Origin of the sequence: Herbaspirillum huttiense (assembly GCF_004367745.1) — a bacterium.
Taxonomy (GTDB): Bacteria; Pseudomonadota; Gammaproteobacteria; order Burkholderiales; family Burkholderiaceae_D; genus Herbaspirillum; species Herbaspirillum huttiense.
Genome location: NZ_CP037993.1, coordinates 5431501 through 5458113 on the forward strand (window position 1 = coordinate 5431501; position 26613 = coordinate 5458113).

22 protein-coding genes are annotated in these 26613 nt (G+C 64.2%); 5 read left to right on the forward strand and 17 right to left on the reverse strand.

The features are described 5' to 3' along the window. Positions 1 to 2 precede the first annotated feature (2 nt). The 5 genes from E2K99_RS24245 to E2K99_RS24265 form a co-directional block, all read right to left on the reverse strand. Positions 3 to 806 (reverse strand): transporter substrate-binding domain-containing protein, encoded by an 804-nt coding sequence (locus E2K99_RS24245; RefSeq protein ID WP_134223859.1) that lies wholly within the window; start codon positions 804 to 806, stop codon positions 3 to 5. A 51-nt stretch (positions 807 to 857) separates the two neighbouring features. Further along, the gene (locus E2K99_RS24250) at positions 858 to 1652 is read right to left on the reverse strand and encodes an amino acid ABC transporter ATP-binding protein (protein ID WP_134223860.1); all 795 of its coding nucleotides are present in this window, start codon (positions 1650 to 1652) and stop codon (positions 858 to 860) included. After that, positions 1636 to 2289 (reverse strand): amino acid ABC transporter permease, encoded by a 654-nt coding sequence (locus tag E2K99_RS24255; RefSeq protein WP_121041161.1) that lies wholly within the window; start codon positions 2287 to 2289, stop codon positions 1636 to 1638. The genes E2K99_RS24250 and E2K99_RS24255 overlap by 17 nt, the downstream gene beginning before the upstream one ends. Then, positions 2286 to 3119: an amino acid ABC transporter permease gene (locus tag E2K99_RS24260; protein ID WP_134223861.1), complete on the reverse strand. Its 834-nt coding sequence runs from the start codon at positions 3117 to 3119 to the stop codon at positions 2286 to 2288. Before E2K99_RS24260 ends, E2K99_RS24255 begins: the two co-directional genes overlap by 4 nt. Positions 3120 to 3366: 247 nt before the next feature. Next, positions 3367 to 4221 carry an NAD-dependent epimerase/dehydratase family protein gene (locus tag E2K99_RS24265; protein ID WP_121041165.1) on the reverse strand — a complete coding sequence of 285 codons (855 nt, stop codon included), beginning with the start codon at positions 4219 to 4221 and terminating at the stop codon, positions 3367 to 3369. 217 nt (positions 4222 to 4438) lie between these two features. Here E2K99_RS24265 and E2K99_RS24270 point away from each other — a divergent pair, with 217 nt between their 5' ends. Next, positions 4439 to 4618 (forward strand): hypothetical protein, encoded by a 180-nt coding sequence (locus E2K99_RS24270; protein WP_134223862.1) that lies wholly within the window; start codon positions 4439 to 4441, stop codon positions 4616 to 4618. 15 nt (positions 4619 to 4633) lie between these two features. Here the strand turns inward: E2K99_RS24270 and E2K99_RS24275 are convergent, their stop codons facing one another. The 3 genes from E2K99_RS24275 to E2K99_RS24285 are packed head-to-tail and all read right to left on the reverse strand — an operon-like array spanning position 4634 to position 10604. Then, positions 4634 to 6136: an efflux transporter outer membrane subunit gene (locus tag E2K99_RS24275; RefSeq protein WP_134223863.1), complete on the reverse strand. Its 1503-nt coding sequence runs from the start codon at positions 6134 to 6136 to the stop codon at positions 4634 to 4636. After that, a complete protein-coding gene (locus E2K99_RS24280; protein WP_134223864.1) occupies positions 6136 to 9291 on the reverse strand; it encodes an efflux RND transporter permease subunit in 3156 nt (1051 codons plus the stop codon). Before E2K99_RS24280 ends, E2K99_RS24275 begins: the two co-directional genes overlap by 1 nt. A gap of 11 nt (positions 9292 to 9302) precedes the next feature. Next, entirely contained in the window at positions 9303 to 10604 is a 1302-nt protein-coding gene (locus E2K99_RS24285) for an efflux RND transporter periplasmic adaptor subunit (protein WP_276321808.1), read from the reverse strand. Positions 10605 to 10830: 226 nt separating this feature from the next. Here E2K99_RS24285 and E2K99_RS24290 point away from each other — a divergent pair, with 226 nt between their 5' ends. Together E2K99_RS24290 and E2K99_RS24295 are read left to right on the forward strand one after the other, a co-directional pair. Next, positions 10831 to 12285, forward strand: coding sequence for an ATP-binding protein (locus tag E2K99_RS24290; RefSeq protein ID WP_134223865.1), 1455 nt, complete (start codon positions 10831 to 10833; stop codon positions 12283 to 12285). Further along, positions 12282 to 13025 (forward strand): response regulator, encoded by a 744-nt coding sequence (locus E2K99_RS24295; RefSeq protein WP_134223866.1) that lies wholly within the window; start codon positions 12282 to 12284, stop codon positions 13023 to 13025. The genes E2K99_RS24290 and E2K99_RS24295 overlap by 4 nt, the downstream gene beginning before the upstream one ends. Before the next feature lie 136 nt (positions 13026 to 13161). On the opposite strand, the gene E2K99_RS24300 is transcribed toward E2K99_RS24295, so the two are convergent. The 4 genes from E2K99_RS24300 to E2K99_RS24315 all read right to left on the reverse strand — a co-directional run bounded on the left by E2K99_RS24300 (position 13162) and on the right by E2K99_RS24315 (position 20788). Continuing rightward, a complete protein-coding gene (locus E2K99_RS24300) occupies positions 13162 to 14712 on the reverse strand; it encodes a methyl-accepting chemotaxis protein (RefSeq protein ID WP_134223867.1) in 1551 nt (516 codons plus the stop codon). 179 nt (positions 14713 to 14891) lie between these two features. After that, the gene (locus tag E2K99_RS24305; RefSeq protein ID WP_134223868.1) at positions 14892 to 16376 is read right to left on the reverse strand and encodes an efflux transporter outer membrane subunit; all 1485 of its coding nucleotides are present in this window, start codon (positions 16374 to 16376) and stop codon (positions 14892 to 14894) included. After that, the gene (locus tag E2K99_RS24310) at positions 16373 to 17596 is read right to left on the reverse strand and encodes an efflux RND transporter periplasmic adaptor subunit (protein ID WP_134223869.1); all 1224 of its coding nucleotides are present in this window, start codon (positions 17594 to 17596) and stop codon (positions 16373 to 16375) included. The genes E2K99_RS24305 and E2K99_RS24310 overlap by 4 nt, the downstream gene beginning before the upstream one ends. Before the next feature lie 3 nt (positions 17597 to 17599). Beyond that, positions 17600 to 20788: an efflux RND transporter permease subunit gene (locus E2K99_RS24315; protein WP_134223870.1), complete on the reverse strand. Its 3189-nt coding sequence runs from the start codon at positions 20786 to 20788 to the stop codon at positions 17600 to 17602. Between the two features lie 410 nt (positions 20789 to 21198). On the opposite strand from E2K99_RS24315, the gene E2K99_RS24320 reads away from it, so the two are divergent. Then, a complete protein-coding gene (locus tag E2K99_RS24320; RefSeq protein ID WP_134224232.1) occupies positions 21199 to 22077 on the forward strand; it encodes an oxygenase MpaB family protein in 879 nt (292 codons plus the stop codon). A gap of 7 nt (positions 22078 to 22084) precedes the next feature. Here E2K99_RS24320 and E2K99_RS24325 read toward each other — a convergent pair whose 3' ends face one another. The 5 genes from E2K99_RS24325 to E2K99_RS24345 form a co-directional block, all read right to left on the reverse strand. Then, a complete protein-coding gene (locus E2K99_RS24325) occupies positions 22085 to 22987 on the reverse strand; it encodes a hypothetical protein (protein WP_134223871.1) in 903 nt (300 codons plus the stop codon). Then, entirely contained in the window at positions 22984 to 23913 is a 930-nt protein-coding gene (locus tag E2K99_RS24330) for a glycosyltransferase family protein (RefSeq protein WP_134223872.1), read from the reverse strand. The genes E2K99_RS24325 and E2K99_RS24330 overlap by 4 nt, the downstream gene beginning before the upstream one ends. A 113-nt stretch (positions 23914 to 24026) precedes the next feature. Then, complete coding sequence (locus E2K99_RS24335; protein WP_205703729.1) at positions 24027 to 24404, reverse strand: c-type cytochrome; 378 nt, start codon at positions 24402 to 24404, stop codon at positions 24027 to 24029. A 32-nt stretch (positions 24405 to 24436) separates the two neighbouring features. Continuing rightward, positions 24437 to 25228 (reverse strand): DUF2145 domain-containing protein, encoded by a 792-nt coding sequence (locus E2K99_RS24340; protein ID WP_134223873.1) that lies wholly within the window; start codon positions 25226 to 25228, stop codon positions 24437 to 24439. Positions 25229 to 25249: 21 nt separating this feature from the next. After that, positions 25250 to 25660, reverse strand: a complete 411-nt coding sequence (locus E2K99_RS24345; protein WP_134223874.1) for a hypothetical protein — start codon at positions 25658 to 25660, stop codon at positions 25250 to 25252. 205 nt (positions 25661 to 25865) lie between these two features. On the opposite strand from E2K99_RS24345, the gene E2K99_RS24350 reads away from it, so the two are divergent. Further along, positions 25866 to 26609, forward strand: a complete 744-nt coding sequence (locus E2K99_RS24350) for a helix-turn-helix domain-containing protein (protein ID WP_134223875.1) — start codon at positions 25866 to 25868, stop codon at positions 26607 to 26609. Positions 26610 to 26613: the final 4 nt, after the last annotated feature.

Below are 26613 nucleotides of genomic sequence, written 5' to 3' on the forward strand. Positions count from 1 at the left end.
GCTTATGCGGGATTCTGCACGGCAGCCGGCAGATCGCGGCCATGATGTTTCTTGTAGATGGCATTGAGCTTGCCATTCTTCTGGTTGATCTTGACCCAGTTGTCGATCCATTCCTTCAGGCGCGGCTGGTTCTTGTTGATGGCGATGCCCAGGTCAAACGCCTTCTGTTCAAACTTCATTTCCAGATTCTTGCCCGGTGCCTTCTTCTGCATCTCCTGCAGGTTGGAAGGCGTGCTGGAAAAGACTTCCACCTGGCCGGTGACCATCGAGGTGATGAGGGTGGCATCATCCTCGTAGCGCATGATCTCCGCGCCCTTGGCGTTCTGCGTGGTCAGCGTATCGTTGGGCGTGGCGCGGGTGACGCCGATGCGCTTGCCGTTGAGGTCGGCATAATCCTTGATGGCCATGCTTTTGGGCGCGCCGATGATGAGGCTGATGACCGCATAGGGCGTGGAAAAATCGATGACCTTCAGGCGCTCCGGCGTGATCGACAGCGAGCCCACCACGATATCGGCGCGATTGGATTGCAGGGTCGGCACCCGCGCGGCATTGGCCACCTGGATCAGGTCGAGCTGCACGCCCAGGTCCTGCGCCAGCAGGCGCGCGGCGTCGACGTCGGAGCCGGCCGGCTGCAGCTTGTCGTCGCTGTAGCCGAACAGCGGCGTGCTGGACGTGGTGGCGATGCGGATCTTGCCGGCCTTCTTGATATCGTCGAGCTGGTCGGCGTGCGCGGCATGGGTAGCGAGGCCCAGGATCAGGGCCGCAATGGCCGGGCGTGCAAGGTGGCGTAATGGGCTTAGTTTCATTTTGTGTCTCCGTTATTTTATGAATGGTCAGGTCAGGCAACAGCGTTTGCGCTACAGGTCGGCGGCCAGGAAGGCTTGCAGTTCGGGGGTGTGCGGGTGGTCCAGCATGTCGCCGGGACCAACTTCCCAGACCCGGCCCTGGTGCATGTAGATGATGCGGTCGGCCACGCGCTTGGCGAAGTTCATCTCGTGCGTCACCAGCAGCATGGTCATGCCATTGGCGGCCAGGTCTTCCATCACGCGCAGCACTTCGCCGGTCAGTTGCGGGTCCAGTGCCGAGGTCACTTCATCGAACAGCATCACCTTGGGCGACATCGCCAGCGAGCGCGCAATGGCCACGCGCTGCTGCTGGCCGCCCGAGAGCTGCTCGGGATAGGCATTGGCCTTTTCATCGAGCCCCACCTGCGCCAGCGCGGCCAGGGCCACGCGGCGCGCCTCGGCCTTGTCCTGCTGCTTGACGTGGCGCAGCGCCAGCATGACGTTTTCCAGCACGTTGAGATGCGGGAACAGGTTGTAGCTCTGGAACACGATGCCCACCTCGCGCCGCAGCCTGTGCAGGTCGACCTGCGGATCATCGACGCGGATGCCGGCCACTTCGATGCTGCCGGAGTCGATGGTCTCCAGCCGGTCGATACAGCGCAGCGCGGTGGACTTGCCGGAACCGGAGGCGCCGATGATGGCGATCATCTCGCCGCGCGCGACTTCAAAGGACACGCCTTTCAAGACCTGGTTGTCACCGAAACTCTTGTAGACCTGGTCCAGCCGGACGATGACCGGCTGCGCTTCCTGTGACGCCTCCACGGCGCGCAGATGCGGTGCGGATTCGGGTTTAGCGATGGCTGACATTGAGCTTTCTCTCCATGGATGCGCTCCAGCGCGATAAGGGATAGCAGAGCAGGAAGTAGAAGGACCCCACCAGCAGGAACACCAGGAAGGGCTGGAAGATGGAGTTGTTGATGATCTGACCGGCCCGCGTCAGTTCGACGAAACCGATGACCGACGCCAGCGAGGTCATCTTGATCAGCTGCACCAGGAAGCCGATGGTCGGCGGCAGCGACAGCCGCGTGGCCTGCGGGATGATGACCAGGCGCAGCGTCTGCCAGCGTGTCAGCGAAAGGCACTCCGATGCTTCCCACTGCGGGCGCGGCATGGCCTCCACGCAACCGCGCCAGATGTCGCCCAGATACGCGCTGGCATAGATCATCATCGCCAGCCCCGCTGCCACCAGTGCCGGCAGCACCAGCCCATACACCGACAAGCCGAAATAGACGATGAAGAGCAGGATCAGCAAGGGTATGCCCTGCACGCATTCGATGAAGAGGATGGCCGGCCGCCGCAGCCAGGCGCGTGGCGAGATGCGCGCCAGCATCACCAGGAATCCGCCGATGCCACCGAGCACGAAAGCCAGTAGCGACAAGACCAGGGTCCAGCCGATCGATTGCACCATGAAGAAGAAATAGGTCCAGCTGAAGTTGCCCATCATGATGTGCTCCCTTCGATGCGCAGCGCGGCTGCGGTGTTGACCGCCACCGGCCGCGAAGCGGCATGTACATACGGCACATGGGCCAGCGGTGCCATCGCTGCCGGATCGCTGGCGGGCAAGCGTGATACCGGACTGCGCCTGCCCTGTGCGGCCGCGCGGCGCAAGGTGCGGCGGCGTTTGAAGATAGTTTCACCGATGGAATAAGCCACCAGCTTGACCAGCACGGCCAGCACCAGGTACAGGGCAGCCACCACGAGATAGGTTTCCAGTGAACGGAAGGTATCGGACTGCACGGTATTGGCGATGGCCGTCAACTCCTCGGCGGAAATCTGCGAGGCCATCGCCGAGGCCTGCATCATCAGCAGGAACTGGCTGGTCAGTGCCGGATAGACGCGCTCGATGGCCGGCTGCAGCATCACGTGCCAGCGGATGCGCCAGACCGACAGGCCCAGGCATTCGGCGGCTTCGATCTGTCCGCGCGGCACCGAATCAATGCCGGCGCGAATGATCTCGGCGGCATAGGCGGCGATGTTGATGATCATGGCCAGCACCGCTGCCGCGAAGGTCGGCATGCGGATACCAAGACTGGCCAGGCCGAAATAGAGCAGGAAGATCTGCACCAGGAACGGGGTATTGCGCACCACCTCGATGTAGCCGCTGCAGGTGCGGGCCACAACGCGATTGGGGCTGTTCTTGGCGAAGGCGACGAAGATGCCGATGGCCACGCCGACGATGACGGCCAGCGTGGTCATCTTCAGCGTCAGCCAGGCACCGTGCAGGAACACGGGCCAGTAGGGCGCCAGTGGCGTGAAGTCGAGAGAGAAGTTCATGGGCTGCCGGGTCCGTCAAGGTTTCAGGGAACCGGACATCGGTGCGGCGCGGGCGCGATCCTGCTGCGTGCGAGCGGCCCGGTGTGCCGGGTGCTGCCTTGCTGCGATTCAGGTCAAGCTGTTGCGTGCGGTGCTGCCATGCCGCGCGCTGAAGAATGGCGTGGCGCGCGGAAAATGCAATGAACTGCGGCGATGAACTACGACGGAATGCCGCGATGAAACGAGAAAACGCTGTGGATAAATTAAGTTAGTTCGCCAACGGATCAAAGGGTCCGGCAGCCGTAAAGGCGCCACCTTGCAGGGTCGCCACCGGATCATCGGCGGCCGGCTGCGGTTGCGCTTCCACCTTGGCGCGGAAGATTTCCGAACTGTCCTTGGGCGCATAGCCCAGGTGCGCGGCGTGGCGGTTGTCCCACCAGGTCTTGGCGTTGGCCGACATGCCGTAGACGATGGTGTGACCCACGCCAGGGATGAACAGCGCACGGCGCAGCAGTTGCTCGAAATCGTCCATGCTCATCCAGCTGGCCAGCATGCGGCGGTTGGTCGCTTCCGGGAAGATCGAACCGATGCGGATGCTCACCGTCTCCACGCCATAGCGGTCGAAGTAGAACTGCGCCATGTCTTCGCCATAGGACTTGGACAAGCCGTAGTAGCCATCGGGACGCTTCATGTCGTGCGCATCGATGCGCTCATCCTGGCCATAGAAACCGGTGACGTGGTTGGAGCTGGCGAAGATGACCCGCTTGACGCCATGGCGGCGCGCGGCCTCGTAGATGTGGAAGACGCCCTTGATGTTGGCTTCCAGAATCTCTTCGAAGGGACGCTCCACCGACACGCCACCGAGGTGGATGATGGCCTCGCAGCCCGCCACCATGGCATCGACCGCGGCGCGGTCGGCCAGGTCGCAGCCCAGCACTTCTTCATGCGCCGCCGCGGGACCCGCGGCCTCCATGGCCGCAGCCAGATCCGCCACCCGCACACGCTCGGCGAAGGAGGCCAGGCGGCCACGCAATTGCCGGCCCACGCCACCGGCCGCGCCGGTCAGCAGGAGTCGGGAAAAACGGGCGGTCTGCCACGCATCACGGTCGGTGTCTGCGCTCATGCGGGCTGTCTCCTGATGGTTGCTCATCGTTGTTGTTGTCGGATCGGTGCTGCATTCAAAGGCGGTGATCTCGCCGATAGCCCTGCGCCTTCATCGGGTCGGCAGAGCTTGTACGTTGTCGTATCACTTGGCGGATTATTCCCGCCGGTGTACGGCTTGTCAACCAGATTAAGGGGCAAGTGATGGGTTCAGATATGAAGCTTCACGCAGGAAACACTTGCAGCAAAATATCGCCAAAACCCATTCATTTCACGATAAAAATACCGCAAGTCACATCAACAGCCACAATGGTGCGGACAGTTCAGCGCCGACCAAAGGGATGCTGACGTGGCGGCCGATGATGATGACCCGCTGCTGCGCCGACATCATGCCGGCGCAGCACCGGATCGTGCGCTGACGGCCGTCAGCTCGATCACGACGGACTGCGCTGCACAGCAGCCACAGGCTGCGCCGTGTCCTCATTCCAGCCCCCGCCCAGGACCTTGTAGAGCGTAATGCGATTGCTCTGCTCGGTCAGTCGCAGCGAGATCAGCGTCTGCTGTGCCGAGTACAGCGTGCGCTGCGCTACCAGCGTGGTGAGATAGCTGTCGATGCCATTCTTGTAGCGTGCCTCGGACAAGCGGAAGGCCTTCTCGCTGGCCGCCGTGGCCCGGCCCTGCGCATCCAGCCGCTGGTCCAGCGTGGCGCGCACGGCGAGCGCATCAGCCACTTCGCGGAAGGCGGTCTGGATCGCCTTCTCGTAATTGGCCACATCGATGTCGCGCGTGATCTTGGCCGAATCCAGGCTAGCACGCAGACTGCCCGCATTGAAGATGGGCAGGTTGATCGACGGCACGAAACTCCAGCTGCCACTGCCGGCCTTGAACAAGCCGCCCAGCGTGCGGCTGGCCGTACCGCCATCAGCGGTGAGCGAAATGCTGGGGAAGAAGGCCGCGCGCGCCGCACCGATGTCGGCATTGGCGGATTTCAGCGTATGTTCTGCGGCCAGTACATCCGGGCGGCGCAGCAGTACTTGCGACGGCAAGCCGGCAGGCGTGGCAGGCAATACGCTGGCGGTATCCGGCAAGCCGGTGGGCAGCAGCGCCGCATCGATATCGGCCCCGACCAGCAGGCGCAGGGCGTTGATGTCCTGCGCAACCTGGCTGGTGTAGCTGGCCACATCGGCGCGGGCCGCTTGCACCGTGGCTTCCTGGCTGGCCAGGTCGACCCCGGAGACGGTGCCGATATCATGGCTGCGCTGGCTCAGTTCGAAGGTGCGCGACTGGCTGGCATAGGTGTCCTGCGCCAGCTTCAACAGCTCGCGGTCGGAGGCCAGCGTGAGCCACGCCGTGGCCACTTCGGCCACCAGGCTGATGTGCGTGCTGCGACGGGTCTCGACCTGATACTGATAGGTCTCCAACGCCGCATCCGAGAGATTCTTCAGGCGACCGAAGAAATCGAGTTCGTAAGCGCTGATCCCTACCGTCACGCTCTGCTGCCGCGACACCGTGGCGCGGCCGCTGGTGGACAACTCAGACGGCGTGCGGCTGGCAGTACTGGTGCCGGTGGCGGAGATGGCCGGATAGCGATCGGCATCGGTGATGCGATATTGCGCACGCGCCTTCTCGATGTTCAACGCCGCCACCCGCAGGTCACGATTGTTCTCCAGCGCAGCGGCGATCACCTGCTGCAGACGTGGATCGAGGAAGAATTCGCGCCAGCCGAGCTGGTCCGCATCAATCTCGCCAGCGGCCTTGCCGGCGTTGCTGCCGACCGGCTTGCCATCGACCTGCTGGGTCCAGCTGGCCGGCACCGGTGCGGCCGGCTGCGCGTAATCGGGTGCGAGATTGGCGCAGCCCGCCAGCGCTGCCGTGAGCGCCAGCACCATGGCCGTGCGGGTCCAGAGGATGGATGTCTGTTGTGCGGGCCGGGTCATCACACGCCCTCCTTTTGTGTCGCGTGATCGTCATCCTGGCGCGGCTTCTTCGCCGCGCGGCGGTCCAGCCAGGTGCCGATCAGGTAGTAGAACAAGGGCACGAAGAAGATGCCCAGCAAAGTGGCCGAGAGCATGCCGCCCAGAACGCCCGTGCCGATGGCGCGGCGGCTGGCCGAGCCGGCCCCGCTGGCCACGGCCAGCGGCAGCACGCCGAACATGAAGGCCAGCGAGGTCATCAGGATCGGACGCAGGCGCAGCTGCACCGCTTCCAGGGTGGCATCCCGCAGGCTCTTGCCGGACTCGTGCAATTGCTTGGCGAATTCCACGATCAGGATCGCGTTCTTGGCCGACAGGCCCACCGTGGTCAGCAGCCCCACCTGGAAATACACGTCGTTGGACATCCCGAAAATCCCCGTCAGCAGCACGGTCCCGACGATGCCCAGCGGCACCGCCAGGATCACTGCGAACGGTACCGACCAGCTCTCATACAAGGCCGCCAGGCAGAGGAACACGAAGAGGATGGAAATCGCATACAGCATCGGTGCCTGGTTGCCCGAGAGCCGCTCCTGATAGGACGAACCAGTCCACTCGAAGCCGATGCCGGCCGGCAGTTGCGCCACCAGTTTTTCCACTTCGGCCATGGCCGTGCCCGAGCTCACACCCGCTGCCGGTTCACCGACGATCTCGAAGGACGACACGCCGTTGTAGCGCTCCAGCAGGGAAGGTCCGTACGTCCACTTGCTGCTCATGAAGGCCGAGAACGGCACCATCTGGCTGGCCGAGTTGCGCACATACCAGCGGTTCAGGTCTTCGGCCTGCATGCGGAAGGCGGAATCGCCCTGCACATAGACCTTCTTGACGCGCCCGTTGCTGAGGAAGTCATTGACGTAGGTGCCGCCCATGGCAGTGGCCAATGTCGAGTTGATGTCGGAGGTCGCAATCGACAATGCATCTGCCTTGCGGTCATCGATGGCCACACGCAATTGCGGCGTGTCATCGAGGCCGGTGGTCCGCACATTGGCCAGCAGCGCATTGCCGCGCGCCAGTTGCAGGAACTGGTCCCGCGCCTTCAACAGCGCATCGTGGCCCACGCCGCCCACATCCTTCAATTCCAGGTCGAAGCCGGAACTCTGTCCCAAGCCGCGCACCGCAGGTGGATTCATCAGGAACACGCGCGCCCCGCGAATCTTGGACAAGTCCGCGTTGGCCAGGCGCACCAGCTCGGAAGCCGACTGCCCGGTACCGGTACGCTGGTCCCACTCCTTCAAGCGGATGAAGGCACGCGCACCGTTCTGGCTGTTGCCGCCCACGCCTGCACCGACGATGGCCAGCACCGAATCAACCGACTCGGGCTTGTTCATGAAGTATTCCTGCACGGTCTTCACGACGGTTGCGGTCTGCTCGGCGGTCGCGCCCGTGGGCAGCTGGATCTGGGCCATCAGCACGCCCTGGTCTTCTTCCGGCAGGAAGGACGTGGGCAGGCGCATGAACAGCACCGCCATCGCCACGGCGATCAGCGCATACATCAGCAGGCCGCGCTTGCCCCGCTTGAGCAGGCCGCCGACACCGCCCTGGTAGCGGGTCGCGCTGCGGTCAAAGGTGCGGTTGAACCAGGTAAAGAATTTTCCTTGCTGCACGTGGCCGCTCGCATGCGGCTTGAGCAGCGTGGCGCACAGCGCCGGGGTCAGGGTCAGCGCCACCATCACCGACAAGGCCATGGCCGAGACGATGGTGATGGAGAACTGGCGATAGATCACGCCGGTCGATCCGCCAAAGAAGGCCATCGGGATGAACACCGCCGACAGCACCATGGCGATACCGACCAGCGCACCGGTGATTTCCTGCATGGACTTGCGGGTGGCCTCCTTGGGACTGAGCTTTTCTTCGCTCATGAGGCGCTCGACGTTTTCCACCACCACGATGGCATCGTCCACCAGCAAGCCGATGGCCAGCACCATCCCGAACATGGTCAGGGTGTTGATGGAATAGCCGAACATGGCAAGGATGCCGAAGGTCCCCAGCAGCACCACCGGGACCGTGATGGCCGGAATGAAGGTGGCGCGGATGTTCTGCAGGAACAGGTACATGATCAGCACCACCAGCACGATGGCTTCGATCAGGGTCTTGACCACTTCTTCCAGCGACACGCGCACGAAAGGCGTGGTGTCGTAGGCGATGTTGGTCTTGAGCTTCATGGAGGCCGGGAAGTAGGGCTCCAGCTCGGCCATCTTCTTCTTGACCGCATCGGCCGTGGCCAGCGCATTGGCGCCGGTGGCCAGCTGGATCGCCAGTGCCGAAGACGGTTTTCCGTTCTGCTGCGAGGCCACCTGGTAGCTCTCGCCACCCAGCTCCACGCGGGCCACATCAGATAGTTTCACCACTGAACCATCGGCGGAAGACTTGACGATGATGTTGCGGAATTCATCCGGCGTGGTCAGCTTGCTGCGCGCCGTGATGGTGGCGTTGATCTGCTGTCCCGGCTGTGCGGGCAGTGCGCCAATCTCGCCGGCCGACACTTCGGTGTTCTGCGCTTCGAGCGCGCTGGTGACGTCGGACGGCATCAGCGCGTACTTCTGCAGCTTGGCCGGATCGATCCAGATGCGCATCGCGTAATTGGTGCCGAAGGCGGTCACGTCGCCCACGCCTTCCACGCGGCTGATCTGGTCGGTCAGCGTGCTGCTGATGAAGTCGCCGATGTCGATGCTGGTGATGCGCGGATCATCCGAGGTCAGCGACAGCACCATCAGGATATCGGTGGAGGCCTTGGTGACGGTCACGCCATTGTTCTGCACCGCCTGCGGCAGGCGCGCCGTGACCTGCTGCAGCTTGTTCTGCACCTGCATCTGGGCCACGTCCGGATTGGTCCCGGCGGTGAAGGTCAGCGCCACCGTGGCGCTGCCGGCCGAACTGGAACTGGCCGACATGTATTGCAGGTTGTCCAGACCCTTCATCTGCTGTTCGATGACCTGGGTCACCGAGTCTTCCAGGGTCTTGGCCGAGGCACCGGTATAAGTCGCCTTGATGTTGACCTTGGGCGGCGCGATGTCCGGGTACTGCTCCAGCGACAGCGAGCGGATCGACATCATCCCGCCCAGCATGATGATGATGGCGATGACCCACGCGAAGATGGGCCGGTCGATAAAGAAACGTGCCATGTGCGCCTCGCTTACTTCGACTGGACGCTGGTGGCCGGGGCAGCGGCGGACTCGCCCGCCTTGTCGGCCTTGTCGGCATCACCGCCCAACGAGGGATCGGCGGCCGCCGCAGCGGCTTCACGCGCCAGGTCTTTCTGCAGGCTGTCGGTGATGTCGATGGCACGCGGAGTGTCACCGGTACGCACCTTCTGCAAGCCATCGACGATGAGCTTGTCGCCCTGCTGCAACCCCTTGCTGATCCACCAGTTGTTGCCCACGGCGCGTGCCACGGTCACCAGGCGCTGCTGGACCTTGCCGTCGGCCCCCAGCACCAGGGCCGTCGCCGCGCCGGTCTGGTCGCGGCTGACGGCTTTCTGCGGCACCAGCAGCGCGTGGTCATCCACACCTTCTTCCAGCACCGCACGCACATATGCGCCGGGCAGCAGCACGCCATCCGGATTCGGGACCACCGCGCGCAGCGTGATCATGCCGGTGCCGGTATCGACCGAAAGACCGGTGAATTCGAGCTTGCCCGTGCGCTCATAGGTGGAGCCGTCTTCCAGCAGGATCTTGACCTGGGCGGCATTGTCGCCACTCTTCTTGATCTGGCCGCTGGCCAGTTCGCGGCGCAGGCGCAGCAGGTCCACGGTGGATTGCGTCACATCGACGTAGATCGGATCGATCTGTTGCACCGTGGTCAGTGCGGTGGTCTGGCTGGCCGTCACCAGCGCGCCGGGAGTGACGCTGGATTTCTCGATGCGGCCCGAGATGGGCGACAGGATCTTGGTGTATTGCAGGTTGATGGCTGCGGTCTGCACGGCGGCCTTCTGCACTTCCACGTCGGCCTGGTTCTGGCGCAGCGTGCTCTGGGCGTCGTCGTTGTCCTGCTTGGAGACGGCGTCGATCTTGTTCAGCTCGGCATAACGGTCGGCCTTCAGCTTGGAGGAGGCCAGCGTGGCCTGTGCCTTCAGCAGGGATGCCTTGGCGCTGTCATAGGCCGCCTGGTAGCTGGCCGGATCGATCTGGTACAGCGGCTGGCCGGCCTTGACGTTGCTGCCTTCCTTGAAGAGTCGCTTCTGGATGATGCCGCCCACCTGTGGACGGATGTCGGCCGCCAGATAGGCCGTGGTACGGCCAGGCAACTCGGTGGTCAGCGCCTGGCGCTGGGCCTTGACGACCACATAGCCGACTTCGGACTGGGCCGCAGGCTTGGGCTGGTCGCCGGATTTGGAGCAGGCACCAAGGACGGCCACCAGCATCAGCGACAGCACCAGGCGGGCTGCGGTGGAGGGGCTGCGCCCTTGGCGGCGCGGGAGTGAGAGGTTTTCGTGCATGATCGGGTGGCTTTCTGCCCGTCCGCCAGCCGCCATGGGCGCGGGTTCCGGGCGCAATGAGCTATCGGACCTGCGATTATGGAAAACAAATGTGAGGGAAAAATGAGCAAGTGCGACGGCATGTCCGTCCTGCAACATCGCGCATGACATCGGCAACTCGTGCGCCACCGCCGGCCGGGTTCTTGATAAGCTCTGGCCTGATTCCACCGACCGCCTGCTGCATCCCATGTCCATCGCCCACTCGATCGCCGAGCTGACCGACCGCTTCTTCTATCGCGCCAACATTCGCCTGAAGCTCTTCTATGCGATGCTGGCCCTGATCGTGGCGGTGATTGCGGCCATCAATGGCGCGGGGCATTACATCTTCAACCGCGACTTCCTCGGCTATCTCAACGAGCAGGCCCAGCAGCGCATGGAAGACATGGTGCCGCGCCTGGAACAGGCTTATCGCGAGCACGGCAATTGGGAATTCCTGCGCGACAATCCGCGCGCCTGGTTCGAATTGATGAAGCCGGCCATCGTCGAACACAGCGGTGCGGTCCGCACTTCCGGCCCGACCTTCACCCCCTCCGACCTCACCGGCGCGACCCTGCGTTTCTCGCTGCTCGATGCGCGCCGCCAATTGGTGATCGGCTATCCGGATGTCGGTCCCGATGCGCGCCTGAGCCCGCTGATGCAGGATGACGTGATCGTCGGCTGGGTGGCGCAGACGCCCTTCGAGAGCGTGATCGGCTCCATCGACCTGCGGTTCCAGCAAAGCCAGTTCCTGGCGCAGATCATCATTGCGGTGGTGGCCGTGATGCTGGCGGCGTTCCTGGTGGTGCGCATCTCGGGTGTACTGACCCGTCCGTTGACGCGTGTAGCCCGCGCCACGCACCGCCTGGCGGGCGGCGATTATGCGATCCGGGTGGAAGTGGAATCGGGCGACGAAGTAGGCATGCTGGCGCAGGACTTCAACCAGCTGGCCATGACGCTGGAGCGCAACGAGAAACTGCGGCGCGAATTCATGGCCGATGTCTCGCATGAATTGCGCACCCCCTTGGGCATCCTCAACGGCCAATTGGAAGCCCTGGAAGATGGCGTACTGCAGCCCGACGCGCAGACGCTGCGCTCGCTCAAGAGCGAGGTGGAACATCTCAACAAGCTGGTCGGCGATCTCTACGATCTGTCACTGGCCGATGCCGGTGCCCTTACCTATCGCCGCACCGACATCGACCTGGCACCGCTGCTGCGCGACAGTGCGGCGATCTATGCCGAGCGTTTCAGCCAGCGCGGCATGACGCTGACCTGCAGTCTGCCTGCCACCATGCCGGTGCATGCCGATGCGGCGCGCCTGCAGCAACTGTTGAACAACCTGTTCGAAAACAGCTTGCGCTATACCGACAGCGGCGGCCGTCTGCAGGTGCATGCGCAACTGCTGCAACAGCACTGGCACCTGGTCTTCGATGACAGCGAACCGGGTGTGCCTCCTGAAGTCATGGCGCGCCTCTTTGATCGCTTCTTCCGGGTCGAGGCCTCGCGCAACCGCGCCAGCGGCGGTGCCGGGCTGGGGCTGGCGATCTGCCGCCGCATCGTCGATGCGCATCAGGGGACCATCGGTGCCACCGCCTCACCCTTGGGCGGACTACGGGTCTCGGTGGTGTTGCCGGCCCGCGCAGAAGATGAGGAAGACCGCGCATGAACGAATCCACGGACGATTTCCGCTTCGCGCCGCCCGAGCGGGCCGACATCCTCATCGTCGAGGATGAACCGAAGCTGGCTGAACTGCTGCAGAAATACCTGGCGGTGGCCGGCTATACCTCGCGCCATGTGGCACGCGGGGATGCGGCGCTGGATGCAGTCCGCGCACAGCGGCCGGACCTGATCCTGCTGGACATCATGTTGCCGGGGATGGATGGGTGGGAAATCTGCCGCCAGTTGCGCACCTTCTCGGACGTGCCGGTACTGATGCTGACGGCGCGCGCCGAGGAAGAAGACCGTCTGCGCGGACTGGAGCTGGGGGCCGATGACTACATCGGCAAGACCCCGTTTTCGCCACGCGAGATCGTGGCGCGGGTCAAGTCCATGCTCAGGCGCAATGCCTCGGTGCAGCGTTCAGTACAAGCGGATCCGCTGCCGCAGAGCAACTCGCCGCTGGTCATCGACGAGACCCGCCATCAAGCCAGCGTGCGCGGCGAGCCGCTCAACCTGACGCCACTGGAACTGCGCCTGCTCAAGACGTTCGCGGCCGCACCGGGCCAGGTGTTTTCGCGGGAACAGCTGCTCAACCACCTGCACGATGATGACCGCTCGGTCACCGATCGCGCCATCGATACCCACATCAAGAACTTGCGCCGCAAGCTCGAACCCTGCTTCCCCGGACACAATGCCATCCAGGCGGTGTATGGCGTGGGTTATTGCTTCGAGTTGCCACCGGAATGAAAGACATCCTTCCATTCATTCCAGATTGGAATGAATGGAATATGTGGCATATATCGCATGTATGGCATATATGGATGGCGTAACCGCGAATTACGTGGGGCAAAACCCGCTTGAAGCACGTCCCGCCGAACCAGACTCAACGCTGGATCTTGAACACACTCACCACCTGTGACAAGCGTCCCGCCTGATCCTGCAAGGACTGCGCGGCGGCGGCGGCTTCTTCGACCAGCGCCGCATTCTGCTGGGTCACCTCATCCATCTGGGTGATGGCGCGATTGATTTCCTCGATGCCGGTGCTCTGCTCGCTGCTGGCTGCGCTGATCTCGGCCACCACATCGGTGACGCGCTTGACGCTGGCCACCACCTCGCTCATCGTGGCACCCGCGCGTTCGACCAGCTGGCTGCCGGCACCGACCTTCTGTACCGAGTCGTCGATGAGCTGCTTGATCTCCTTGGCGGCAGAAGCCGAACGCTGTGCCAGCGAACGCACTTCGGAAGCCACCACCGCGAAGCCGCGGCCCTGCTCGCCGGCACGCGCCGCTTCCACGGCCGCATTCAAGGCGAGAATGTTGGTCTGGAAGGCGATGCCGTCAATCACCGTGATGATGTCGGCAATGCGGTTCGAGCTTTCGGTAATGCCTTCCATGGTCTGCACCACCTGCCCCACCACTTCGCCGCCCTGGCTGGCCACGTCGGAGGCCGATGCAGCGAGCTGGTTGGCCTGGCGGGCATTGTCGGCGTTCTGCTTGACGGTGGCCGTCAGTTCTTCCATGGCCGAGGCGGTTTCTTCCAGTGAACCGGCCTGCTCTTCGGTGCGCGAGGACAGGTCGAGGTTGCCGGTTGCGATTTCCTGCGAAGCCGTGGTGATGGCATCGGTGCCGTAGCGCACTTCGCTGACGATCTTGTTCAGGCTGTCGTTCATGGCGCGCAGGGAATGCATCAGCATGCCGGTTTCATCCTTGCTGTCGGAACGGATGTCTACCGTCAGGTCGCCCTGCGCCACGCGCTCGGCCACGCTCACCGCCTCATTGAGCGGACGCGAGACCGCACGTGCCACCGCCAGCGCCAGCCCGAAAGCGATCACCACGATGGCGGCCAGCAGGCCGATGATCCAGGCGCGCGCCGAGTTGAAGACATCGCTGGCGGTCTGGTCCGAACGCATGCTGCCGGCGTCGTTGATCTTGATGATCTCGTCCATGTTTTCCAGCATGCTGCGGAAGGTCTTGTTGGAATCCCCCTTGAAGATCGCGCGCGCTTCCTCTTCCTTGCCGGCACCGGAAATCTCGGCGAGCTTCTTGTCGATCTCCAGATAGGCAGCGAAGCTCTTGGAGAACTTCTCGTAGGCGAGCTTTTCTTCCGATTCCGAAATCTGGGCTTCGTAAGTGGCACGCTGTTTGGCCAGGATATCCAGGCGCGACTTGATGGCCTTGAGCGCATCTTCACGCTCGGCGGGGGTGGCCGCCGTGATCATCTGCAATTCGGAAATGCGCATGCGCGGCAGTGAAGCCTGGATCGACTGCGCCGCCTTGATCGTGGGCAGCCAGTTGGTGGCCATGTCGGTGGAGGCCTGGTTCACCGCCTTCAATTCGCGGATCGCGAAGATGCCCAGGATGACCGTCAGGATGATGACGGCCGCAAAGGAAAGAATGAGCTTCTTGGCGATCTTCAGATTGTTGAACCAGTTCATGTCTGCCTCGTTATTTCGCTTGTGATGGATTTCACCAGCGATTCTAGGCAGCTCAGGAAGCGGCCATAACGCTGATTACACGGGCGTTTACGGGGCAATTGCCCGCTTCCTCCCTGAAGCTGACAAGCGCGACAGGAAGTATGTCAACTATCGTGCAAACTGGTCAGGCCACCTGATCACTACTTCTCTGCAAACGATAATGTTTTTGATTGCACAAGAGGCGTTTCCTCACGGCGGGCATGCCAGTCTCCACCCAGGGCCTTGATCAGAAACACTGACACCAGCAGCCGCTGTCCCATCAACTGCGCCGCCTGGCGCTCGCTGTTGAGCAGGGCCTGCTGGGCGGTGATGACATCCAGATAAGGCGTGGCACCGCCCTCATAACGGCTGGTGGCGATATCCAGCACGCGGCGGGCACTGGCGATGGCCGATTGCGATTGCCGCCAGGCGCGGTCCAGTGAAGCAATACCGGTGATGCCATCTTCCACTTCCTGCATCGCGGTCAGCACGGTGCGGCGATAGGTCGCCACGGTGGCGTTGTAGCCGGCTTGGGTAAAATCCACACCGGCGCGCAGGCGGCCGGCATCGAACAAACTTTGCGAGGCCGACACCCCCAGTGACCACAGCACGCTGGGTGCGTTGAAGAGCGTGGCCCAGTTGCGGCTGTCCACGCCATAACCGGGCTGCAGCATGAAGCTGGGGTAGAAGGCTGCGCTGGCCACGCCGATCTGGGCATTGGCCGCGGCCATCGAACGTTCGGCTGCCGCCACATCGGGACGACGCTCCAGCACGTCCGACGGGATGCCCAGCGGAATCTCCGGCAGCGCAATGGGCGCCAGCGAAGGAGGCAGGCTGAAGGCCGGTGCCGGGGTGCCGGTCAGCGTGGCGATGGCGTGCTCGTATTGCGCCCGCTGCCGGCCCAGCAGATCCACCTGGGTCAGCGTGTTGTCCAGCAGGGCTTGCTGCTGGGCCACGTCCAGCCCCGAGGTAGCCCCCAGATCGTGGCGCGCGGTGGCCAGTTCCAGCGCCTTGCGCTGCAGTTCGATGGCACGCCGGACCACGTCCAGCTCGATGTCCAGCTCGCGCAGGTTGAAGTAATTGCTGGCCAGTTCTGCGGTCAGCAGCAGGCGGGTGTTTTCCAGATCCGCCGCCGATTGCTGGGCCGAGGCCGTGGCCGCTTCCACTGAACGGCGCACGCGCCCGAAGAAATCCAGTTCGTAACTGACATTCAAACCCAGCGCGAAATCGTTTTGTACGGTCGCGAAGTTGGGCGAGTTGTAGTTGGTCAGCGGCCGGTTGGCCGAGATGCGGGCGCGCGCCGCACGTGTATTGATGCCGACCTGCGGGGCTTGCGCCGCGCCCGCCACATCGAGCTGCGCACGCGCCTGGGCCAGCCGAGCAGTGGCGATGGCCAGCGTCTGGTTGCCGGCCAGGGCCTGCTGCTGCAGGGCGTTCAGTTGCGCATCGTTGAAGCGCTCCCACCAGGGCCCGCGCGGGGCGGCGTCCTGCGGCTGCATGGCGCGCCACGGGGCTTCCGGGGTCCAGGCGGCGGGCATGTCGACCTGCGGCCGCACGTAGTCGGGACCGCTGGCGCAGGCGGCCAGCAGCAGGGCGCTGGCCAGGGCCAAGGCTGGAGCGATGCTGTGGCGGCGCGGCAGGCTCATGAGGCGGCCTTCTTGTCGGCGGCCTTGTCCTTGGGCTGGTCCAGTGTGGGCTCGACCTGATCACCTTCAGCCAGCGAATCGGAAGGATTGAGGATCAGCTTTTCATCGCCCTTCAAGCCCTCCAGCACTTCCACCGTCAGGCCGAAATTGCGGCCCAGCCTGACCTTCTTCAGGCGCACCTTGTTCTGTTCATCCACCGCCGCCACCAGCGAGCCATCACGTCGGAACATCAGCGTATCGGCCGCGACCAGCAGCGTGCCGCTGGGCTTCAACGGCAGCTCCACCTGCACGAAGGCACCGGGCAGCAGCGCGTTGTCGGCATTGGAGAGCGTGACCTCGATCTGCATCGAGCGCGTGGCCGCATCGATGGAGCCAGCGGTGCGTGCCACTTTGCCCTCGAACTTGCATCCGCGCAGTTCGGACTGGGTCACCGTCACCTGCTGGCCCGGCTTGACCAGGTTGGCATAGGCCTGCGGCACGTTGACGTAGACCCGCAGCGGATCGGTCTGCGACAGCACGAACAATGCGCGGCCCGCGCCCGGGTCGATCAGGTCGCCCACATCCACGTTGCGGCGCGTGATGATGCCCGAGAACGGCGCCACGATGCGCTTGAAACCTTCCACCTGGCGCAGCCGCTCGACGTTGGCGTCGGCCGCCGCCAGGTTGGAACTGGCCTGGGCAAAGGCGCTGCGGCGTTCATCGAGTTCCTGCTGGGAGACCGCGTCCTTCTTGCGCAGGGCTTCCCAGCGTGCCATCGAACTCCGGGCCAGCTCCATGCTGGAGGCGGCCTGCTGGCGTGCGGCCAGGGCTTGCGACAGTTGCTGGTCGATTTCCGGCGTATCGAGTTCAGCCAGCAGTTCGCCCTTCTTCACTTCCGATCCGATGTCCTTGGTCCAGCGCTTGAGATAGCCGCCCGAGCGGGCCGAGATGGGCGACTGCACGAAGCCCTGCAGGCTGCCCGGCAAGGCCAGCGTCTGGCCCTCGGCGCTGCTGCGGGCCGGTGCCACCCGCACGAAGATCTTGGCGCGTTCAGCGGTACCGGCCTCCAGCGCACGGGCGTTGGCAGCGCGGCTCACGAGGGTGCGCGCAGCACCGGCGGCCAGCAATACCAGCACCACGACCAGCACCAGCCGGGCGCGCTTCATCATCTGCTGGCGCTGTTGCGGCTCGCCCTCGCCCAGAGGGTGGATGCCGAGTTCGGAATGACGGTCATGCGACATGGTTCAAGACTCCTGATGCGCGGGTCCGCCCGCCAGATGGCGTCGCCTTTCGGCGCGGCGGGCCAGCCGCTGATGCACACCGGCGAATACCACCGGTACGAAGAACAAGGTCGATACGGTGGCCAGCAGCAGGCCCCCGATCACGGCGCGCCCCAGCGGCGCGTTCTGCTCGGCGCCCTCGCCCAGGCCCAGAGCCATGGGGATCATGCCGATGATCATCGCCAGCGCGGTCATGAGCACCGGACGGATACGGGTGGAGCCCGCTTCCAGGGCGGAGGCCAGCGGGGTCGCGCCTTCCTCGCGGCGCTGCCGGGCAAAGGCGACGATGAGGATACTGTTGGCGGTGGCTACCCCCATGGTCATGATGGCACCGGTCAAGGCCGGCACCGACAGCGTGGTGCCGGTGAGGAAGAGCATCCACGCAATCCCCGCCAGTGCGGCCGGCAAGGCGGCGATGATGATGGCCGCATCGATCCACGACTGGAAGTTCACCACCACCAGCAGGTAGACCAGCACGATGGCCATGGCCAGACCCACGCCCAGGCCGATGAAGGAGGACTGCATGGTCTCCACCTGGCCACGGATGACCACCTGGCTGCCGCGCGCCAGCTTGGGCTTGATCTCCTCCACCAGCTTGGCAACCTTGCCCGCCACACTGGCCAGGTCGGTGCCCTGCACGCTCACATAGACGTCGATGGCCGGCGAGATGTTGTAGCGCGAGGCCACCGCCATCTGGCGTCCGGCATGCACGTCGACCAGGTTGCCCAGCAGCTGCGGCGGCGTGGCGGCATTGGCACCGGCACCGACCGGGATGTTGAGCAGGGCATCGAGCGAATCGACCTGGTATTGCGGCGACTGCACCGCGATGCTGTAGACCACGCCATTGTTGGGATTGAGCCAGAAGGCCGGCTGTGTCTGCGAGCTGCCGGACAAGGCAATCAGCAGGTTCTGTCCGACGTTGGCCGCCGACAGGCCGAACTGCTGCAGGCGCGTGCGATCCATGCGCAGGTCCAGCGAGGGGCCATCGAGGCGCTGGTGCACGTGGGCATCGACCGCGCCCGGAATCTGGCGGATCTGCTTGGTCAGTTCGGCGGCCAGGCGCGCGTTGGCTTCCATGTTGGGGCCGGTGAACTGCACGTCGATGGCGGCTGGCAGGCCGAAGTTGAGGATCTGGGTGACGATGTCGGCCGGCTGGAAAAAGAATTCGATGCCCGGGAAGCGACGCGGCAACTGCTCGCGCAGCTGCGATACCAGTTCCTCGGTGGGACGGTGGCCTTCCTTCAAGGCCATCAGGATCTCGCCATCGAGCGTGCCGATGGTGCCGGCGTTGCTGTAGGAGAGGTTGATGCCGGAGTTGGGCACGCCCAGGTTGTCGAGGATGGTCTCCAGTTCCGAGGCCGGAATCAGTGAGCGGATGACGCGCTCGACTTCATCGGCCGCGCGCGCCGTTTCCTCGATGCGGGTACCGGTCGGCATGCGCATGTGCAGGCGGATCTGGCCGCCGTCCACGTTGGGGAAGAAGTCGCGCCCGAGGAAGGGATAGAGCAGGCAGGACAGCAGGCAGAACCCCAAAAAGCCCAGCGCAAAACGGCGCCGGTGCGCCAGCAGCGAAGACAGTACCAGCGTATAGCCATGGCGCACGCGCTCGAAGCGGTTGTCGAAGGCGCGATAGAGCCGCTGCAGCAGGCTCTGCTTGGCGCTGTCGACCTGGCCGTGACCGCCCATGAGCAACATCACCAAAGTCGGCACCAGGGTGCGCGAGAGCAGGTAGGAAGCGGCCATGGCGAACACCACCGCTTCGGCCAGCGGCACGAACAGGAAACGCGCCACACCCGAGAGGAAGAACATCGGCACGAACACGATGCAGATGCACAGGGTCGCCACGAAGGCCGGCACGCCGATCTCGCCGGCCCCGACGATGATGGCGTCATGCAGCGGTTTGCCCAGGTGCAGGTGGCGCTCGATGTTCTCGATGGTGACGATGGCCTGGTCCACCAGGATGCCCACCGACAGCGCCAGGCCGCCCAGGGTCATGAGGTTGAGCGTCTCGCCCAGCGCGGCCAGCATCAGGATGGCCGCCATGATGGACAGCGGAATGGTCAGCCCGATGATGAGCGTACTGCGCCAGTTGCCCAGGAACAGCAGCACCATGGCGGCCGTCAGCCCGGCGGCGATGAGCGCCTCGCTGATGACGCCGGTCACCGCCGCCTTGACGAACAGCGACTGGTCGAACAGCGGCGTGATCTTGATGTCTTCCGGCAGGGTCTGGGCGGCGGTCGGCAGCAGCTTGCGCAGGTTGTCGACGATGTCCAGGGTGGAGGCCCCGCCATTCTTGAGGATGGACAGCAGCACGCCGCGCGCGCCATCCTGGCGCACCACGTTGGTCTGGGGCGAGAAGCCGTCGCGCACGTTGGCCACGTCCTTGAGGTAGATCGTGGCCCCGTTGGCGGTGCGCACCGGCAGTTCGTTCAAGCCGGCCACCGCTTCCGGCGAGCCGTTGAGCTTGACCGAATATTCGGTGCCCCCGAACTTGGCCGTACCGGAGGGCAGGATCAGGTTCTGGGTGTTGATGGCGTTGACCACGTCGATGGGCGAGAGGCCGCGCGACTGCAGCGCAGGCGTGTCGAGGTCGACCGAGATCAGGCGCGTCTTGCCGCCATAGGGAAACGGTACGGCCACGCCGGGGATGGTGATGAGCTGCGGGCGCAGCGTCTGCACGGCGGTATCGAAGACGGTTTGCTCGGGCAGCGTGGGCGAGGACAGCGCCAGCTGCATCACCGGGATGCTGGAAGCCGAATACTTGATCACCAGCGGCGGCGTGATGCCCGGCGGCAGCTGGCGCAACTGCGACTGCACCGAGGCCACCACCTGGGCGATGGCGGTCTGGATGTTGGCCTTGGGCTGGAAGAACACCTTGATCACGGCTACCCCGGCCAGGGATTGCGACTCGATGTGTTCGATGTCGCTCACCACCGTGGTCAGCCCGCGCTCGTTCTGGGCAGCGATGCGCTGGCCCATCTCCTGGGCCGACAGGCCGTTGTAGTTCCAGATGACGGAGACCACCGGAATATTGATCTCGGGGAAGATGTCGGTGGCCATGTTCTTCAGCGTCAACGGCGTGGCCAGCACGATGAGCAAGGCCATCACGATGAAGGTGTACGGGCGGCGCAAGGCCAGCGCGACCATGTTCATGAACTGCTATCCCTGTGAAACGGGCAGGCCGGACCAGGCGCGCTGTGGCTCACCCATGCCCGCAGCCGGCATCCCGTGCGATGCCTGCCGTCCTCTCCCGCGATGCTGTATTTCGTCTTGCGCGGCGTGGCGTGCTTCCCCGGTGCCCCAACCGCGTTCCCTGAATTGCGCCGTCCTGTTCCCTGTCCTGCGGCCCCGATGTTGTTCTTTTGGGGCCGTGCGGCGTGGCTATTGTAACGGCCTCGCAAGCCGCGTGCAGAGGGCGTTGCGACAAATCGCTTTCTGACAGAAATGTCAGCGAAACGCTTCTCGCGGGCTGCAAACTGAACCGGAAAAATGTCCACATGACGGCCCCGGCAGGAATACTGTCGCTATGGCACACTGCCCTTCCCTTCCGCTTTTTCTGCATCATGGAATTCCTGCGCCAGCGCATCGAAGCCAATGTCCTCGCCATCAGCCGCGGCCCCGGCAGTGCCGATTTCCTGCAGCCCCCGGGCGACCCCGGCCTGTTCGGACCGGACTCGGCGGCATGGCAGGTCCATAGCGATTTCACCGCCATGCTCACCGGCGGCGTCGCGGCACTGCTGCTGCAGATGCTGCATCCCCTGCCGCTGGCAGGCGTCTGGGACCACTCCAACTTCCAGGCCGACATGCTGGGCCGCCTGCGCCGCACCGCCCAGTTCGTGGCCGGTACCACCTTCGGCAGCCGGGCGGACGCCGAGCGGCTGATCGCCCGCGTCAAACAGATTCATCTTGGCGTCACCGGCGTGGCACCCGACGGCCGACCTTATGCGGCCAGCGATCCGGACCTGCTCACCTGGGTCCACGTGGCCGAGGTGCATTGCTTCCTGCAGGGGTACCTGCGGTATCGCCGGCCGGATTTTCCGGCGGCGCGCCAGGATCAGTATCTCGATGAGATTGCCTGCGTGGCGGAAGCGCTTGGCGCACGCGAGGTCCCGCGCTCAAGGGCGGCCATCGCCGATTACATCGAACGCATGCGCCCGCAATTGCGCTGCGACGATCGCACCCGCGCCACCTTGCAACTGGTCTTGAATGCGCCTGCTCCCAATGCGGTAGCGCAACCGTGGACACGGCTGATGATGCGCGGTGGGGTGGATCTGCTGCCGCCGTGGGCACAGGAGATGCTGGGCGTGACGCCACGCGGACCGCTACGGCGCGAACTGCTGCGGCGCTCGGTATTGCTGGCCGCGCAGCCGATCCGCTGGGCCATGCGCAATGGCTCCATCCACCTGGCACGCCGGCGCATGGGCTTGCCGCCACAGCCTTGACGATCGCTCAGGAAAACAGACCCAGGCTGTCATCGGTGGCGATGGCCACGGCACCGGCCGCCGCTGCTACCGGTGCCAGATCGGTGGCATCGCGCTGACTGCGGCTGCCTGATGCTTCGCTGCGGCCTTCGGGGCCACTGGTGTCGCCGCTGCCATCGCGGCCGTTATCCCAATCTCCGCTGGCACCGCCGCCATCGAACTGGCCCTGGAAGGCATCCGGATCGGAATTGCGCTCACTGACGTCGCGGAACAGGCTCACGCCCTGGCTGGACGTGGTGAAGCTGAACAGGGCGGCATTGTCTTCGTCATCGCGGCGCTGCGCGCGGCGTCGTGTCACCGGCTGTACCGCCCGCAGTTGTGCCAGCAACGCGCGCAGCTGGAGCCAGCGCGCTTCCTCCAGGCCGCTGCCGCTGTGCAGCGATTGCCGGATCAGCTGCACCAGCGCCACCAGCGCACGGGACGCGCTCAGCAATGCGCGCCGCTCCTGATCCAGGCGATCCAGCTCGGCGCGCAAGGCGGCAAGCTGCCCATGGCGCTGGCGGTCGATGTGGCGGGTCAGGCGCACACGCATCAGGGCCAGCGCCTCGCGATAGGCGGGACCGGCCAGCCACGCCATCCAGCCGAACCACATGCAGCGGCGCTGATGGCGGGCGAAGCTGTCGAGGATGAGTTCATCGACGAAATCGGGCACTTCCCGCTGCAGGCGCGCCAGCGTGGAGCGCGAGATGGCGGGCAGCAATTGTTTTTCCACCAGCCGGATGCGATAGCGGCGGCGCTGGCGATCGGCGATCTCGATATCGCGCCGGATCTTCTTCAGACGCGGACTGAGTGCGCTGTCAGCCTGTTCGAGAAGCGGCAGGGCTGCGCGCAATTCGGCACGCTGGGCGTCGGTCAAGGGAGGAATGCTCATGCGGCCAGCTCCTCGCCGTCTTCGTGACGGCTGGCAAAGTAACGCGCGAAATAATCGCGCAGGCCCGGCTTGTCCATCGTCGCGGCCCATTCCAGCGGCTGGCCGGGATGGATGGCGAGGTCATTCCAGGGGTCGTAGCCGAGGTCGGTGATGTCGTGCATGCGCAGGAAATAGCGGCGATTGACGGCATCGCCATGCCACAGGTGGCGGATGTGGCCGGGTACCACGCCCAGGCTGCCGCGCACCTCTGCGTGGAAACGCGCGCTCCATGCGCGCAGATGTGACAGCTGGCGCGGCTCATGCTTGAGCGCATTGCGGATGCAGAAGTTGCAGTCGTTGAAGATGGCATGCGCCATGAAGTGATCGGCACTGCCGGAGATCGCACATTCGTAGAGGCCGACACGGTCGAAGATCTCGCGATGCATGGCCCAGCCATAACCGGTGTGGCCGTGCAGGTCGTAGCGTCCGGCATCGAGCGTGGCGGGATCCCTGGCCATCACGCTGGCGAAGGAATGGCAGAGGTCCGGCGTGGCCCCGGCCTGACCGTGACGATCCAGCCGTGTGCAGGTCTCGAACACCTGCACCACCCGATGCCGTTGCAGTGCCTGTACCAGATCGGCCGGCCAGCGCGGATTGTCGAACAGGATGTCGCAATCGATCCAGGCGACGAAGCGGCAGCTTGCAGGTAGCCAGGATGCGCCGAGATTGAGCAGTCTTTCCTTTTGCCACAGCAGGGTTTCAGAGCGGATCTGGATCACGTCCAGGCTGGGCGGCAGGTCGAAGGGGGCATCGCCGAAGGCACATTCCACGGTCAGGCAGGGGACGCCGGCCTCCCGCATGCCCTGCATGAACAGGCCGTAATTGCGCCGCCGGCTGGCGTAGCCGACCGGATTGAAATAGGTGGTGATGACGAACAGCTCGGACATGGCGCGGCGCTCTTGTTGTCGTTATGGCCAGGGCCTGTTCCCATTCAATCGGCAAGAGTGAACGGGAACAGGCCCTGATGCAGACGCTGATGCGTCTGCCGCCTAGACCGCGCTTATTGCTGGAAAGTTCGCAGATAGGCCAGGATGTCGTCGATCTGCTTGTCACTGCCGATGCCCCAGAAGCGCATCTTGTTGCCGGGGACGACATCGCTGGGCGCCTTGAGGAAGGCGCGCAATTTGTCTTCGGTCCAGATGAAGCCGGCCGAGGCCATCGCCGGGGAATACTTGAAATCGGTGGTGGAACCAGCCTTGCGCCCGATCACGTTGGTCAGCTGCGGACCAAAACCGGCACGCGCCGAGGGGCCTACCGCATGACAGCTGGCGCATTTGGCGAAGGCGGCGCGGCCCGCCGCGACATCTCCCGCCCCCAGTGCGGACAAGGGAGCAACAGCAATGACAAGGGCGAATGCCAGGCAATGATTCGGGCGCATGGGTCGTTCCGGCCAACGCCGGCATCAGGAAATTACTGGATCACGAAATGGCTGGCTTCGAGACCGGCTTTCTGCAGGAAAGCCAGCAGCGAATCCGCCGTAGTGGTCTTGATTCTATCGCTGAAGCGCAAGGCGTTGGGATGATCGTCAAAAGCGATGTTGGCCTTGAACATGCGTCCGCCCAGGCGCGTCAGCGGTCCCAGGTTCAGGGTATCCGGTACGTAGCCCTTGAACTTCAGCCAGGCCTGCGCCTGCTCGCGCGTGGTGATCTGCGGCTCCAGCGCCATGGCGAGCATTTCGTTGACCCACTGGTTGGACTGCTGGTAGCGCGTCGCCCAGGGATAAGCCAGCATGTTGTACTGCGCTTCATGCAGGCGCGTGACCTGCGGGCGCACGAGGATCGCACGCAAGCGCTGTTGCACCTCCGGCTGCGGCACGGCCACATAGGCCTCCAGCAGGAAGGGAGAATCCATGAAGAACTGCCCCAGCCCCTGTTCATAGAGATTGCTTACGGCCGTTCCGCATTCGTTGAGCTTGTGGACCACAACCCACTGCTGGCCATCGCGATAGGCAAACGCCAGGTGCGAATAGCGTTGCCGGTACTTGCTCAGGTCCTGCCCGACACGGCCGATGATGACGACGTCGGCCGCGCTGGCATTGAGCCGCTCGACGGTGCGCACGGCCATGTCCAGCTGGGCTTGCACGGCAGTGGCATCAGGGATGGCCGGTTCGCAGGACTGGCCGGCATGCGCCGCCAGCGGTGCAGCGATGACCAGGACCAGACCGGCAAGCAGGCATTTGATACGAAGTTGAAACGAAGCCATGGCAATCTCCCCTTGTGCCGCTCAGGACAGCTTCTCGCTCTTGAGCAGCGCCCGGCCCAGCGCATTGGGAATGATCGCCAGCACCTTGCCGGAGGCCACCAGCAGCGTGCCGGAAGCAGGGGTCACGAATGTTACCGATTCACCGACGCCCACCGAAGCTGCGCCGCTGACGTTGGCACCAACCGTGACCGAACCACGGATGCCCTCGCCCACTTTCTCCAGCACATAGACCGTGCCATCGGCGGAGGCCTCCACGCCCTTGACCACGTAGCGTCCGCCTTCGGAAATGAAGGCGGCAGGCAGCATCACCGAGACCACCACCGACACGGTGGACGCATCGCTGTTGCGCGACTGGGCATGTACGGGGGCGCTCAGGAGGGCGGCGATCAAGACGCAGGAAAGCGTGAGGCGATGCAGCAGCGGGCTGTTCATGATGGACTCCTTGTTCTTTGACTGATGAGGGATGTGTGAATGTCGGCTTGCCGGTCCGCCTTGGCGGGTCAGCGGGACGCACTGTAGCAATGCCGCTGCAGAACGTGGATCACCTCATCAGAAAGCGCAATTCCTGCCGCATCCGGTATCGAAATACAATACCGGCCAAACATCGCGCGCCACGCGCATCACAAGGAGGAAGGACATGGCCCAGGCCGAATCGCTGGTCAATGCATTGAAGAATCTGCTCAAGGCGCGTGGCATCACCTATGCGCAACTGGCCAAGGGACTGGGCCTGAGCGAGGCCAGCGTCAAGCGCATCTTCGCCGAGCGCAGCTTCACATTGGAGCGGCTGGATCAGGTCTGCACGCTGCTGGGCATCCAGATCAGCGACCTGGCGCGCATGGTGGTAGCCGAGCAGCCGGTGCCCTCGCGCCTGACCGAAGAACAGGAAAAGAAACTGGTGGCCGATCCCAAGCTGCTGCTGGTGGCCGTGCATGCCCTGCACCAGTGGACGCTGGAAGACATCCTCGCCAGCTTCGCCATGAGCAAGGCCGAATGCATCCGCCTGCTGGCGCGGCTGGACAAGCTGGGCATCCTCGACCTGCTGCCCAACAACCGCATTCGCGTGCGCGTCGCGCCGGACTTCACGTGGCTGCCGGGCGGGCCGATCCAGCAGTATTTCCGCGCGCAGTTGCGCAATGATTTCTTCAACTCCCATTTCGACAAGCGGGGCGAGAAGATGATCATGGTCAGCGGCACGCTCTCCGAGGAAAGCAATGCCGCCGTACAACGCGCCATGAACCGGCTGTCCTCCGACTTCCTCAGCGCGCATCAGCAGGATCTGTCGCTGCCGCTGGAGCGGCGTCATGGCACGGCGCTGATCGTGGCCCTGCGGCCCTGGACACCGGCGCAATTCCGCGACCTGCGCCGCGTAGAAGACGAATAAGACG

Coding starts and splice junctions, on each gene's coding strand:
- E2K99_RS24320 (WP_134224232.1), top strand. CDS start 21,199: ATGGAATTCCTGCGCCAGCGCATCGAAGCCAATGTCCTCGCCATCAGC.
- E2K99_RS24305 (WP_134223868.1), bottom strand. CDS start 16,376: ATGAGCCTGCCGCGCCGCCACAGCATCGCTCCAGCCTTGGCCCTGGCC.
- E2K99_RS24285 (WP_276321808.1), bottom strand. CDS start 10,604: ATGCACGAAAACCTCTCACTCCCGCGCCGCCAAGGGCGCAGCCCCTCC.
- E2K99_RS24310 (WP_134223869.1), bottom strand. CDS start 17,596: ATGTCGCATGACCGTCATTCCGAACTCGGCATCCACCCTCTGGGCGAG.
- E2K99_RS24255 (WP_121041161.1), bottom strand. CDS start 2,289: ATGATGGGCAACTTCAGCTGGACCTATTTCTTCTTCATGGTGCAATCG.
- E2K99_RS24250 (WP_134223860.1), bottom strand. CDS start 1,652: ATGTCAGCCATCGCTAAACCCGAATCCGCACCGCATCTGCGCGCCGTG.
- E2K99_RS24340 (WP_134223873.1), bottom strand. CDS start 25,228: ATGGCTTCGTTTCAACTTCGTATCAAATGCCTGCTTGCCGGTCTGGTC.
- E2K99_RS24335 (WP_205703729.1), bottom strand. CDS start 24,404: ATGCGCCCGAATCATTGCCTGGCATTCGCCCTTGTCATTGCTGTTGCT.
- E2K99_RS24280 (WP_134223864.1), bottom strand. CDS start 9,291: ATGGCACGTTTCTTTATCGACCGGCCCATCTTCGCGTGGGTCATCGCC.
- E2K99_RS24295 (WP_134223866.1), top strand. CDS start 12,282: ATGAACGAATCCACGGACGATTTCCGCTTCGCGCCGCCCGAGCGGGCC.
- E2K99_RS24275 (WP_134223863.1), bottom strand. CDS start 6,136: ATGACCCGGCCCGCACAACAGACATCCATCCTCTGGACCCGCACGGCC.
- E2K99_RS24290 (WP_134223865.1), top strand. CDS start 10,831: ATGTCCATCGCCCACTCGATCGCCGAGCTGACCGACCGCTTCTTCTAT.
- E2K99_RS24315 (WP_134223870.1), bottom strand. CDS start 20,788: ATGAACATGGTCGCGCTGGCCTTGCGCCGCCCGTACACCTTCATCGTG.
- E2K99_RS24330 (WP_134223872.1), bottom strand. CDS start 23,913: ATGTCCGAGCTGTTCGTCATCACCACCTATTTCAATCCGGTCGGCTAC.
- E2K99_RS24300 (WP_134223867.1), bottom strand. CDS start 14,712: ATGAACTGGTTCAACAATCTGAAGATCGCCAAGAAGCTCATTCTTTCC.
- E2K99_RS24265 (WP_121041165.1), bottom strand. CDS start 4,221: ATGAGCGCAGACACCGACCGTGATGCGTGGCAGACCGCCCGTTTTTCC.
- E2K99_RS24260 (WP_134223861.1), bottom strand. CDS start 3,119: ATGAACTTCTCTCTCGACTTCACGCCACTGGCGCCCTACTGGCCCGTG.
- E2K99_RS24345 (WP_134223874.1), bottom strand. CDS start 25,660: ATGAACAGCCCGCTGCTGCATCGCCTCACGCTTTCCTGCGTCTTGATC.
- E2K99_RS24245 (WP_134223859.1), bottom strand. CDS start 806: ATGAAACTAAGCCCATTACGCCACCTTGCACGCCCGGCCATTGCGGCC.
- E2K99_RS24350 (WP_134223875.1), top strand. CDS start 25,866: ATGGCCCAGGCCGAATCGCTGGTCAATGCATTGAAGAATCTGCTCAAG.
- E2K99_RS24325 (WP_134223871.1), bottom strand. CDS start 22,987: ATGAGCATTCCTCCCTTGACCGACGCCCAGCGTGCCGAATTGCGCGCA.